This is a genomic window from Gammaproteobacteria bacterium, from assembly GCA_019748175.1.
Taxonomy (GTDB): Bacteria; Pseudomonadota; Gammaproteobacteria; order JAIEPX01; family JAIEPX01; genus JAIEPX01.
Window position 1 is genome coordinate 1 of the sequence record JAIEPX010000013.1, and the last position, 13,977, is coordinate 13,977.

7 protein-coding genes are annotated in these 13,977 nt (G+C 41.3%); 3 read left to right on the forward strand and 4 right to left on the reverse strand.

The genetic code is table 11. The features are described from left to right. Positions 1-547: 547 nt before the first annotated feature. The gene (locus K2X50_07080) at positions 548-1,069 is read right to left on the reverse strand and encodes a hypothetical protein (protein ID MBX9587006.1); all 522 of its coding nucleotides are present in this window, start codon (positions 1,067-1,069) and stop codon (positions 548-550) included. 801 nt (positions 1,070-1,870) lie between these two features. Here K2X50_07080 and ispG point away from each other — a divergent pair. The 3 genes from ispG to K2X50_07095 all read left to right on the forward strand — a co-directional run bounded on the left by ispG (position 1,871) and on the right by K2X50_07095 (position 9,995). Continuing rightward, entirely contained in the window at positions 1,871-3,091 is a 1,221-nt protein-coding gene (gene ispG / locus K2X50_07085) for a flavodoxin-dependent (E)-4-hydroxy-3-methylbut-2-enyl-diphosphate synthase (GenBank protein MBX9587007.1), read from the forward strand. 27 nt (positions 3,092-3,118) lie between these two features. Further along, positions 3,119-4,543 carry a bifunctional 2-methylcitrate dehydratase/aconitate hydratase gene (locus tag K2X50_07090; protein MBX9587008.1) on the forward strand — a complete coding sequence of 475 codons (1,425 nt, stop codon included), beginning with the start codon at positions 3,119-3,121 and terminating at the stop codon, positions 4,541-4,543. Between the two features lie 88 nt (positions 4,544-4,631). Beyond that, positions 4,632-9,995: an FG-GAP-like repeat-containing protein gene (locus K2X50_07095; protein ID MBX9587009.1), complete on the forward strand. Its 5,364-nt coding sequence runs from the start codon at positions 4,632-4,634 to the stop codon at positions 9,993-9,995. Here K2X50_07095 and tsaD read toward each other — a convergent pair. The 3 genes from tsaD to K2X50_07110 all read right to left on the reverse strand — a co-directional run bounded on the left by tsaD (position 9,984) and on the right by K2X50_07110 (position 13,915). After that, the gene (tsaD, locus tag K2X50_07100; protein MBX9587010.1) at positions 9,984-11,003 is read right to left on the reverse strand and encodes a tRNA (adenosine(37)-N6)-threonylcarbamoyltransferase complex transferase subunit TsaD; all 1,020 of its coding nucleotides are present in this window, start codon (positions 11,001-11,003) and stop codon (positions 9,984-9,986) included. The genes K2X50_07095 and tsaD overlap by 12 nt on opposite strands. 69 nt (positions 11,004-11,072) lie before the next feature. Then, positions 11,073-13,022, reverse strand: a complete 1,950-nt coding sequence (locus K2X50_07105; protein ID MBX9587011.1) for an acetoacetate--CoA ligase — start codon at positions 13,020-13,022, stop codon at positions 11,073-11,075. After that, positions 13,022-13,915, reverse strand: coding sequence for a hydroxymethylglutaryl-CoA lyase (locus K2X50_07110; GenBank protein ID MBX9587012.1), 894 nt, complete (start codon positions 13,913-13,915; stop codon positions 13,022-13,024). The genes K2X50_07105 and K2X50_07110 overlap by 1 nt, the downstream gene beginning before the upstream one ends. Positions 13,916-13,977 lie beyond the last annotated feature (62 nt).

Here is a 13,977-nt window from a genome sequence, read left to right on the forward strand (position 1 = left end):
ATTGCAGAAACCATTATTAAACTTGCGATTAACTTACTCATATCAATACTCCTTTTGATTTGATTAATTACCGTAAACTCATCTCAGTCAAATGACCTAAGATGTTATTTACATATCCCTTTAGCACTTATTAATCGTAGTAGAGCATCAGAAATCTGTCAAAATGGGGTACGGATAGGCTCAAGCTCAGTGTTTCAGCGTATAGCAGGCTAGTGGAGGAGCTTAAGCGGCTTTAGCCAGTGGCTTTATGTGAAGTTTATTGCCGTGTTGCTGGACAGTCCAAATGTCGTAATCACGTTGTAGATTCAGCCAAAACTGGATATCAGTATTGAGCAATAATTTCGATAAAAGTTTTCTCTTACTAAGCTCGTTTGCACAGTGGGTCAAATGACAAACAGGGATAATCTGACGGTGACTAACATAGCTGACAATACCGTACTGGGAAAAATAATTGGCTGGAAGGATTAAGTAAAAGCCAACTGGAATTTTGGAGAGGAGAAGGGATCAAGTCTATGATTTTTGCTCCCTTCCTCTTGATCATTCTTTTCTAATCATTCATGGCTTGAGCAGGTAATGCGGGTAATACGTTTTGAGAAAAATAGCCAGGTGCAATCATATTGCCTGGCGGGCTATATTCGCAAACTAAGTATTGACCAGGTGTGCCGCGCGATCCGTTACACGGAACTAAAGCACAACCTACTTTTGTGGTGGATTTCCAAACGAGCTGTGTGAAGTGGCCAGTGGTCATCGAAAAATGAGGATTGTTGTAAGAAAAATATTGTTGCTCGTTGTACCACGCAGTTATAGCGTCTTCTGGAGAAGCGTAACCCGCCGCTAAATTTTCACCGTGAGGTCCGTGAGTATGCACAAAGTTGCACTGACTTGCGTGACGATATGCATAATTAGCGAGTTCATTGTCCCACTGCAAAGCAGGTGCGTGATGTTTTGCTCGGAATTCATTATGAGTTTCGAGGATTTCTTGTTTGAAATCTTCTGAGAAATCAAATGCAAAACTTACAATCGGAAGCAGGGAAAAACTGATGACAGAAATAATGAGACTTTTTTTCATGTTAAATTTCCTTAAGTATTTTAATTTATATTCCGCATCAAACTAACATTCTAAATTAACCGGGTCAAGCGTGAAATTCGATATTAAAAACGGTGCAATATTCCGGCTGACTTTCCGCCGAAGAAAAAAACGCGGATTTTAAGAAATCGCTAGGAGTTGGACTGGGCAAGACGACCTTTTCAAGATCGCCGCATACGAATAGATTTTTTCACGCTCTCAAAGTCGGCGTTACAATCCGACTGTCTTTCCGGGAATGGCTCGCTCGGGTCCCCCTCGCTGCGCTTTATTTCCCTCCAAGAAAGTCGGATTCTTCGCCTACGCGACTCAGGGTAATTTAATTTTATTGCCACGCGCTAAACCGATGTACTCTGTTCGCTTTTTTAAGGAAACTTTCCAGAGTCAGCGAAATAAGAATTTAGCACGGATTTGAGAAGACTGGGCAAGATCTACCTTTTCAAGATCGTTGAGGACATGGATGTCCGAACGAAGACTACATGGATGTATTTACGGCGGTCTTGAAAAGGTTGTCTTGCACAGTCCAACACCTAAGTTTTCTTTTTGATTACAGTCGGATTGTAACGCCGATTTTGAGAGCTCGAAAAAGATTATTCGTGTGCGGCGGTCTTGAAAAGGTCGTCTTGCCCAGTCACACTCATGAGGATTTCTTGAAAATCCCTGTTTTATATTAGGCGAAAAGACAATTGGATTCTCGCGACGACGACAGCGGAGAATCCGCGTAATTTGACCCTCTTAACGTGAATCTGGTAAGCTCAAACATCTTAAATTACTGAGTAGAACATCATGATCAAACGACGCCCAACAATCCCTGTAAAAATTGCACATATCACCGTTGGCGGTGATGCACCGGTAGTCGTTCAGTCCATGACAGATACTGACACCGCTGATCGAGCTCGTACAGTCACACAGATCAAAGCACTCGCCGATACAGGATCAGAACTAGTACGAATTACCGTGAATAACGAAGAAGCTGCTGCTCAAGTCCCTTATATTTGTGAAGAACTTGAAGCTGCTGGATACCATGTACCCATCATCGGCGATTTCCACTACAACGGTCATACCTTACTCACTCAATACCCTGATTGTGCAAAAGCTCTCGCAAAATATCGCATAAATCCCGGCAACGTTGGTTTTGGTGCGAAAAAAGACAAGCAATTTGCACAGATGATCGAAGTGGCATTAATCAACGACAAACCCGTTCGCATTGGCGTCAATTGGGGAAGCTTAGACAAAGCCATTTTAGCAAAATTGATGGACGAAAACGGAAAATCTGCTGAACCGAAATCAGCTCAAGAAGTCATGCATGAAGCCATTGTCCAATCTGCTGTTGGCAGCGCGCAAATGGCAGAAGAATTAGGATTACCTGCCAATAAAATCGTTTTATCGACTAAAGTTAGCCAAGTGCAAGATTTAATCGCTGTTTATCGCATGCTAGCGGACCGATGCTCGTACGCTTTACATTTAGGCTTAACTGAGGCCGGAATGGGTAGCAAAAGTATCGTTGCCTCAAGCATTGGAATGGGGGTATTACTTCAAGAAGGAATCGGAGACACGATCCGAACCTCACTAACTCCAGAACCTGGTGCAGAACGTACGAGAGAAGTCCGCGTCAGTCAAGAAATCCTCCAAACCATGGGCATTCGAAGCTTTATGCCAATGGTAACCGCTTGTCCAGGCTGTGGACGAACAACGAGTGCCTATTTCCGAGAGCTGGCTCAAGATATACAAAACCATTTATGCGCTAAAATGCCTTACTGGAAGCAACTTTATCCTGGCGTCGAAACGATGTCGGTGGCCGTGATGGGATGTATTGTAAATGGTCCAGGCGAAAGTAAACATGCGAATATTGGAATTAGTTTGCCAGGCACTGGAGAAGAACCCGTCGCTCCCGTTTTTGTTGATGGTGAAAAAGCAGCTACATTAAGAGGATCAAATATCGCTGCGGAATTCACCCAAATGGTTGATAATTATGTTATGAATCATTACGGAAAGCAGCAAGCGTAATTTTACATTTTTCATGCTGGAGCAATTATGAAATTGGAATTCGACGCATTAATTATGCAGATCGCTGAATACGTAGCAAATACTGTTATTAAATCTAAAGAAGCATACAGTACCGCGCGACTCAGTTTATATGATGCCTTAGCATGTGCTTGTCAGGCCACAATTTTTCCAGAATGCCAACGTATCATGGGGCCTGTTGTGGGCAGTGAATTTATGGATGATGGTGTTCGTGTTCCTGCAACAAAATTTGAATTAAATCCTGTAGAAGCGGCGTTTAATATTGGTCTTTTAATTCGTTGGTTGGATTTTAATGACACCTGGTTAGCAAAAGAATGGGGGCATCCTTCCGATAATTTAGGCGCAATATTATCTGTCGGTGACTATGTTAGCCGAGTACGTCGAGATAAAGGTCAGCCCGAATTATTAATGGTCGATATTCTCACTGCGATGATAAAAGCCTACGAAATCCAGGGTATTTTAGCGCTGGAAAATAGTTTTAATAGTGTGGGTCTCGATCACGTTATCTTAGTTAAAATTGCATCCACTGCAGTAGTGACAGCCATGGCGGGCGGTAATAAAGAGACTATTGCCAATGCAATTTCTCATGCTTTTGTGGATGGTCAAGCGCTTCGAACTTACAGACATGGTCACAATACAACCAGTCGGAAATCATGGGCGGCTGGTGATGCAACAAGTCGTGCTGTGTGGTTAGCACAATTAGCATTACGCGGAGAAGTGGGAATTCCAACTGTGCTTACAGCAGAGCGCTGGGGATTTTATGATGTTTATTTTGATGGAAAGCCTCTCGTAGTTAATCGCGAATTTTCCAGCTACGTGATTGAAAATATTTTATTCAAAGTACAATTTCCTGCTGAATTTCACGCGCAAACTGCGATCGAAGCCGCATTAAAATTATTCGAAAAAGTGAAACTTAAATGGGATACCATTGAACGAATTGAAATTCGTACTCAAGAACCTGCCGTGAGAATTATCAGTAAAACAGAAGAATTGCACAGTCGTTCAGATCGAGATCATTGTTTACAATATATGATTGCTGTTGCTTTAGTGTTTGGTGAAGTCAGTGCTGAACATTATGATGACCATTTTGCGTGCGATCCACGTATCGACGCCCTTCGTAAAAAAATGCAAGTCACTGAAGATAAAAACTTTACAAAAGATTATTACGATCCTGAAAAACGATCTATAGCAAATGGGGTCAAAATTATTTTTAATGATGGCACAACAACCGATGAAGTTGTCGTAGAATATCCACTAGGACATCCACGTCGACGAAAAGAATGTTTGCCATTACTAGAATCTAAATATCATCGACAATTTATGACGCATTTTACTCCAGAACAATATACTCAGTTGATTGCTTTATATGAAGATCAACAAGCGTTGGAGTCAACCCCAGTATCTGAGTTTATGTCTTTGTTGGTTAAACCCTAGCCCATTTGGGGTGGCTGCCAGGCAGATTCCCCCTTTATGAGCTATACTATCTATATAGAGAAGTAGTTTAGCGCGGGGGAGGGGTAGTATGAATTTGCTTTATGTCATACGTAACCATGGAGAAGGAGGGCCAAAGGCAGAGCTAGAGCCTGTCTTGCCGGGTGAGAGCATAGTGGTTAAACCGGGCGATGGAATACAATGTGATGTTCCTTTCACGGAGGTTTCTTCGGTTTCGCGAATAGATGAAGATTTACAGCTTATTGTCAGCGGTTCTTTACCCATAACATTCAAACACTATTTCAGTACCACATCAAATCAAAATAGCTCAATTATTCAGTTTCAAGATCAACAATTTCAAGTCAACGAATTACAAAAAATGATGACCATTCAATTTTCGGTGACGGATCAAAATAATACTGAACATTCACTCTTTTTAACACCAGGTAGTTCGGTCATTGTTTCTGCTGGAGAGGTTTTTCATTTAAATGCTCAAGATTTTGAAGTGAAAGATTTGCATCGTCATGGTGAAGATTTAATGATTCAATCACACGATAAAGATGAAAATCTAATAGCAGTGTTGAGCGGGTTTTTTAAAGCAACAGAAGAGAGTTCTTTAACACCACAATTAAAGATTACTGATCTAAAATCAGATGCAACCAAAGATATTATTGTGCATCCACACTCTGCAATATTTCAATGGGAAGGAGAACCTTTGCCAATCGCAGTGGTGGGAAGTTTATATGGATATTATTTCCAACTTAAAGGGCCAGATAGGGATAATTTTATCCTGACTGCTAAAACACTCGAAGGATCATTACCCGCATGGTTAACATTTTCACATTTGGCTGGTGGAAGTTATTTCTTATCGGGTACACCAACTTCAGCAAACGTTGGCATACATGAAATTTTTATCATAGCGCACGGCACTCAACATGAAATTGGATTACATACTGAACAATCATTTGAATTACACATTCGAAACAGGGACGAAGTTAGTACTCGTTCTGCTGTAGATGATGTAGCTGCCGCCGAATTTCGAAAAGCAGGAGAAATGATCAATGCGGATTTATTCGCTGGTAGTATATTATCAGTCGAACAAATGAGTTATTTGACGATGCCTGAAATTGCGGTAATGACTGCCTTAGCTTCGATTAACACTCAATCGATGGGGCAGCAATTCAGTAGTTTTTCTACACCGTACGAGTTAGTTGAAAACAAAGGATCCATTGATCAGTTGATTTTTAATGCAACGTCAAAAATAGAATTGGAAGAATCAAAAACACCTATAGAAACAGGCGTAGAAAATAACATTACTAACCCTGAACTCAATCAATTATTCAAAGTTGAACCCATTATTCTGAATCAAGAAACCACTCAGGAAACGACAACGACTGCACAAACACCAGAAGGTCAAACAGCGAATATTGAAACAACACCGAGCACAAGTGAATTTAAGATAATGCAAAACGACATTATTGCGCCTACAAATGATAATACGGTGCAGCATAATTTACTTACGTTGAATTTAGCACCAACACTACCACCAGCAACATTTCCGCTCTTCGTAGGCGTTGTTGATTTGCCAATTTATATGGACGGTATTCATGGATTTGCGCTATCCAATACAGGTAATTTTAATGCGCTCAATGCAACGATAGTTCCAAATAGTGATGGGTATGATAGCTTACTGATTGCAAACGACGGCGCCCTCAGCCCTTATAGCAGAGGATTTTTGATTTCGGGTCAAGCCTTATTTCCTGCTGATGTACCTTTTACAGATCCTTCTCAAACGATGACCAGTTTTAACAACAACACAATTTCATCTCCAGTAAGCGCTTCGGGTTCAGCTGTTCATGCAGTCAGTGATTTGAATGGCGACAGCATTAACGATTTTTTGATTACATCGGTTAATGGTTCTCCAACTTATGTTGTTTACGGTGATGCTGGTGGTTTCCCGACTAATGTGAGCCTTGCTTCATTGGGTTATGGATCTCCAAATACAGCGCTTAAAATTTTCGGCGCTAATTTCGTTAATGCCGCCGGCTTGGGTGATGTGAACGGTGATCATTTAGGTGATGTCATTCTTAGCGATCCGAATGGTGGATTAGCTTATGTGATTTTCAGCAACGTGGTTTTTCCTAATGGATTTGCAAATTTTGATATTAATTATCTCAATACTTTCCCATTTTTAAAAGGTGGTTTTACAATAACGGGACTGGGAGCGGGAAATGATGCTTATCAAAATGTCACAGGTGTTAATTTCACAGGTGATGGGGTGAACGATATTTTCGTCGGTTACTATGATTCTTCAACACAAATTTCGAGCATCGGAGTTATTTTAGGTAGCACGCCTAGTTTCGCTACTACTGTCAATGTTTCATCTTCAGGGATAGTCGGAGCCAATGGATTTCTCATCACAAATTCAGCCGCTTCCGCAGGTGATGTGTTAATTAATCCTACAGCTATTGGCAATTTTATTGGGAACGGTTTTGATGATGTTGCTTTATCTTCAAATAACACAGTGTATGTTATTTTTGGTAGTAGCTCATTTTTATTAGCAACCTCTTTCGATGTGGTTTCTCTTAATGGCTCTAATGGTTTTGCTTTAATATCACCTAATCCCTCCAATATTACGAGCATTTCGTACGTCGCTGATGTAAATGGTGATGGGTTGGGGGATTTTGCTTTTGTTGATAGTCTAGCTTATGGAGGGCAAGGTGCTGTCTATGTTATTTTTGGCAGTATATCTTCGTTTGCTCCCACAATTGATTATACGCAACTAACGTCTTCAGAAGGATTTGTCATCCAAGCTGCAAGTGGAATTTTATCAACATCGGTGGTGGGTGGTGGCGGTGATTTAAACGGTGATGGTTTAGGAGATATAGTCATTACGAGCGGTGGAAAAGAATACATCGTTTTTGGTTCTGACTTTTTCAATACAATTACAATTTTAGGAACTCAAGGCAACGATATTATAACAGGAACCACAGATGATATTATTTACGGTGGTGCAGGTAGTGATAATATTACGGCGCTTAATGGTAATAATTTCATCGATGGTGGACTCGGTGCCAATACAATACTCACTGGTGCAGGTAATGATACGATTGTCTATCGTGTTTCGGATATTTCAGTCGATGCGGGTACCGGAAATGATACACTTTGGTTCAAAAACGATAATACTCATGCTGATTTACGCGGTACAACGGTTTTTCGAGAAATTGACACTATCGATTTAAGACCGATGCTCACGCTCACAGGCAATACTGTTATGTTAGATGCGGCAACAATATTGTTAATGACTGATGCGAATAGTTTGATCGTCAATGGTGATGGGCATGATAAAGTGACAATATTTGCTGTGGAGAATTGGAATCCTACCAATGTTATCTTAGGTTACACAACATACACTTCTCATACTGGATCAGTAATCAACGTTGAAAATAATGTCGAAGTATTTATTCAGCCTCGTCATCTCAGTGATTATATTGATGGTGTTCATGGATTTGCGTTAGATAGTGCTCCAATTAATGCCAACTTCTTAGGTCGAGGAGTCACCATTGCTTCTGATATTAATGGCGATGGTTATGACGATTTACTGGTAGCAGTGCAAAATGTTCATTCATACATGGCAACCCCAGTTGCAGAAGCTGCATTATTATTAGGTCAAACTACATTTCCAAGCGCGCATTTTGAAATTACAGATTCGGGTGTTATGGGTACGCAATTTTTCCCGATTACTGGTGATGGTTTCTTAGGACGATTTGTTTCTGGTGTTGGCGATTTTAATGGGGATGGCTATCATGATATGTTAATTGCACCGTATTATAACAAACATGCATATATTGTTTTTGGTGATCCCGGTGGATTAGCCTCATCGGTAAGTTTACCTGCTCTTGGAAGTGCTGGCCTTGATATTTTTACTTCTGGACCCTCATTTTCAACAGGAACAGCAGTAGGTGATGTTAATGGTGATGGACTTGGCGATGTTCTCGTAGCAAATGGTAACACCGGATTTGGATACGTAGTACTAGGGAGTTTGTCACCACCCACATCAATTGATGTGAGTACATTAAATGGTACGAATGGATTTAAAACAATGACGACAGGTTGGTCTGGTGTAGCTAATCAACTAGTATTTACAGGAGTCGATATTAATGGTGATGGGTACTCCGATATTATTTCTAAGACAAATTCAAGTATTTTAGGGAAAGCTTATGTTTCAGTTATTTTAGGACATGCAACACCGTTTACTGCTACTGTAGATACGTCGACGTTGGTTCCAGGAACCGGTTTTCACATTTATAATTCTTCAGTATCTGGATATAATAGTACAGGTAAACAAATGGCAAGCATCGGCGATATTAATGGTGATGGTTATGATGATCTTGCGATTTCAGGCAAAGCTTCTTTTGGACAAGCAACAAATATTAACAACGCTGCACTTTATGTGATTTTTGGTGATCCAGCCTTTTCGGTCAGTGGTAATTTAGATGTTACTTCGCTGAATGGTGGGAATGGTTTTGGTTTGATTGCACCAACACAAAATTTCGCCTACATCTCCTCTATTTCATTTGCGGGTGATGTTAATGGAGATGGAATAGCTGATTTTGCCTTTATAGATTCGCAAGCATTTGGAACAGGAGCAGTCTTTGTAATCTTCGGAACTCAAGATCCTTTTACCCAAGTTGTTGATTATCTTCATTTGACACCCTCTGAAGGATTCGCTTTACAATTTGGGAATGGAATAGGTGGAAATTTCTTGGGAGACGGCGGCGATCTCAATGGTGATGGTTTGAGTGATATTGTGCTGGGTAATCCGGGCAATTCTATTGGCGGTCAAAGTCAGGCTGGCTCAGCATACGTTGTCTTTGGTGATAATTCTTTTACAAATTCCATTTCTATCTTTGGCACACAGGGTGATGATACCCTTATTGCGAATACCAATAATGAAGTCATTTACGGTGGTGCAGGTAATGACACAATCACAACATTTGGCGGAACTAATTTTATCAGTGGAGGAGCGGGTGCAGATATTATCAATGGAGGAACGGGTAATGATAGAATCGTCTACGATAGTCACGATTTATCAGTCAATGGTGGCACGGGCACTGATACGTTGTGGTTAAGAGATGATTCAACGCTTGCTGATTTACGCGGAACAACTATTTTCACAGGTATAGATGCAATAGATCTTAGACCATTAAGATCATTGACAGGTAATGAAGCGGAGCTCGACCCTTCTACGGTCAATACAATGTCGGATGCAAATTCATTAATCGTGAGTGGTGGGGCGCATGATAGTTTGATATTACATAATGATGGTGCTGATATTTGGAGTGCAGGTCCTGTGGTATTAATCAGTGGAAATTTATATACCACCTATACGTCTGCACTGACAAGCTCAGTTGTTTATGGGGAAAATACTTTACACCAAGTCTCAATCGTTTGATAAGGGAATTGCAGATAATCGCCATTGTGGATTGATAGTAATTTTCAAATCTGATTTCTTTTCATATTTAAACTGTTGAAGTCCTGCATAGGCTACCATCGCACCATTATCTGTGCAAAATTCTAAGCGAGGGAAATGCAATTGAATATTAAGTTCGTGAGCCATGAGTGCGAGTTCTTCTCGAAGCAATTGATTGGCGCTGACGCCACCAGAAACGACTAGCGCTGATAATCCTGTCTGTTGAATTGCGCGACGTGATTTAATGACGAGTGTGTCGATGATCGCTTTTTGAAAACTGGCGGCAATATCAGGAAAAGTCGAAGGGTTAGTGCCTTCTTGATGAATTAAATTCGCAGCAAAAGTTTTAATTCCGCTAAAACTAAAATCTAATCCAGGTCTATCTGTCATAGGACGTGGAAAACGATAGCGTTGAGGATCTCCTGTTAAAGCGAGTGCTGCAATTTTTGGGCCACCAGGATAGGGCATACCGAGAATCCTTGCTGTTTTATCGAAAGCTTCGCCAACGGCATCATCTTGAGTTTCGCCTATAATAGAATATTTGCCCAGTTTTTCGACATGAATTAATGCACAATGACCACCAGAAACTAAAAGCGCTAAGTGAGGAAAAGTAGGGGGATTTTCTTCAAGCATTGGCGCTAATAGATGAGCTTCTAAATGATTCACTGGAATAGCAGGAATATTTAATGCATATGCTAAGCTGCGACCTACACAAGCGCCTACCATCAGTGCTCCTGCTAATCCAGGTCCAGCCGTATAAGCAATTCCTGACAGATCTGATAAGGCAATTTCTTCATCGCTTAGAAGTTGAAGAATTAATGGCAATAATTTTTGGATTTGATCGCGGGAAGCCAGTTCAGGCACTACACCGCCAAATTCTTCATGCAATGCAATTTGACTGTAAATTCGGTGTGCGATGAGCCCCGCAGCTTCGCTATACAGCGCTACGCCCGTTTCGTCACACGATGTTTCAATGCCTAAGATAATCATAATCAAATAGTACACTATTTCTCAAAAATTTAAGAGATTTTGCGTCACAATCGGTCGACTAAGTCATATTCAGTCTTGGAGTTCCCGGCGATCACGGAAATAGTCTAATGCTTCCGGATTAGCCAGGGCGTCGATATTTTTCACGGCTTTACCAGCTACCACATTCTGAACCGCCAGTTCAACAATTTTGCCGCTGACGGTGCGAGGGATATCGGGAACACTGAGAATCTTCGCGGGTACATGATGAGGTGAGAGTTGCAGTTTGATTGTTTGACGAATATTTGCGATCAGATCTTCAGTTAAGAGACAATTCTCGCGCATTTTTACAAATAAAATGATGCGAACGTCATTTTTGTAGGGTTGTCCAATCGCGATACTTTCCATAATTTCGGGAAATTGTTCAACCTCTCTGTAGATCTCTGCCGTACCGATGCGAATTCCACCGGGTTTCAACAAAGTATCAGAGCGACCGTAAATAATTAATCCTCCGTGTTTAGTGATTTGAGCATAATCCCCATGCGTCCACACGTTGGGAAATTGTTCAAAATAAGCCCGATGAAATAATTGCCCGTCCTTATCATTCCAAAAATAAATGGGCATTGCAGGAAAAGGTTTTGTGCAAACAAGTTCACCTTTTTGATCGATAAGAGAATGACCGTCATCGTCAAATATTTCTACAGCCAAACCTAATCCTATACATTGAAGTTCGCCGTGGTAAACAGGTAAATTGGGATTTCCGAGTGCAAAGCAGGAGATAATATCAGTGCCGCCAGAAATAGAAGACAAACGCACATCGGATTTAATTTTTTCATAAACAAAATCATAATTGGATGAAACTAAAGGGGATCCGGTAGACAAAATAGTGCGCAGTGAAGTCAGCGAATGAGAGAGGTGAGGTTGTAGTCCGACTTTTTCTACAGAAGTTAAAAATTTTGCACTCGTGCCAAAGATGCTAATTTTTTCTGCATCAATCAAATCAAATAATCGAGAGGGTCTTGGGTGTAACGGTGAACCATCGTAAAGCACAACGGTTGCTCCTACCGCCAAACTAGAGACTAACCAATTCCACATCATCCAGCCGCAGGTGGTGTAGTAGGTAATAGTATCTTCTTCGCGTAAATCTGTGTGTAAAATGAGTTCTTTGAGATGTTGAAGCAGCGTTCCTCCAGCGCCATGCGTAATACATTTTGGTACACCTGTGGTACCTGATGAAAATAAAATATAAAGGGGATGATCAAAAGGCAATTCTTCAAAAGAGTCTATTTCATACGATGTATTCACTAAGTTTTCAAATAATACTGACTTTTTTATGTTGCTAATGTCGGGATCAGTGTTAAGGCTTGGCACAATAATAATGTGTTCAAGTGAGGGTAAATTTTCTTGAAGTGCGATAATATTTGAAAGCGTAGAGTGTTGTTTACCATTATACAATTGACCATCGCAGGCAAACAATATTTTAGGTGTTATTTGTTGAAATCGATCATAAACGCCGTGGTATCCAAAATCTGGCGAGCAAGAAGACCAAATCGCACCTAAACTCGTTGTCGCAAGCATGGCAATAATGGTTTCAGGTCGGTTGGGTAAATAGCCCGCTACACGATCGCCGATTTTCACTCCCCTTTTTTTTAATTGATAGGCTAAGCGACGAACGTGTTGATTTAATTCAGCATAAGTGAGTGTTGTGCGTACACTCTTTTCATTTTGAAAAATGAGTGCTGTTTTATTTGATTGATGTCGTAATAAATGACGCGCAAAATTAAGTCGTGCACCCTCAAACCATTTTGCACCTGGCATTCGTTCAGAATTAATTAAAACGTGTGTCCACGGTGTGGAAAATTCAACTCCGGTAAATTTAACGAGTTCAACCCAGAAATCTTGAGAATGTGTGATCGACCACTGATGCAAAGATTGATAATCAGAAAAATGCTGCCCACAATTTCTGTTCACCTGTGACATAAAAGCCGTCATTTGAGACTGTGCGATGGTCTCAGCGGAAGGTCTCCAAATCGGGTCAGTCATCATTCACCCATAGCCTGAGCCACCTTGGAACGAGGTAAGCGATTAAGCAACGCTGCGACACTGTGGCTGATGCGCACGAGTGCCTTTAAATCAGTCCCATGTTCGATGTTTAAGCCATCCAGCAAATACACCACATCTTCAGTAGCCACATTCCCCGAAGCGCCAGGAGCATAGGGACAACCTCCTAGCCCACCGATGGAACTATCGATGGTACTGATACCTAATGATAAACACGCATAAATATTTGCCAACGCTTGTCCGTAGGTATCATGAAAATGAACTGCTAAATGTTCGAGTGGTAGGTTTTCAGCGACAGTACTCACCAGTTGCTTGGCTTTTTCGGGTGTTCCCACCCCAATAGTATCCCCCAAAGAAACCTCATAACAGCCCATTTGATAAAGAGCTGTTGCAACGCGAGTGACTGCTGAAGGGGCAATTTCACCCTCAAAAGGACAGCCTAGAACACAGGAAACATAGCCTCGAACGCGTATTTTTGAGCTTAAAGCCCCTTTGATAACGCTTTCATAGCGTTCCAAGCTCTCAGCGATGGTGCAGTTGATATTTTTTTGAGAGAAAGTTTCGGAAGCGGCGGCAAAGACCGCGATATCTTGGCAACCCGCTTCAAGTGCCTCCTCTAGGCCACGTAGATTGGGTACCAAAACGGGAAAGTGGTGAGACCCAGTTTTATCAAGAGATTGCAATACCTCGCCGGAGTTGGCCATTTGGGGCACCCACTTCGGTGAGACAAAGCTACCAGCCTCAATGTTCCGTAGCCCAGCTTGGGCCAAATCCCGTATTAATTGAATTTTCTGGGCGGCAGTCAGCACGGTAGGCTCGTTTTGCAGGCCATCCCGGGGTCCTACTTCTATTATGGTCACCTGTTTAGGGAACATCCGTTTATCCTTTCTTAAGAATCTGTTAAGATCATGATGATAACATGATAATTTATGCAACG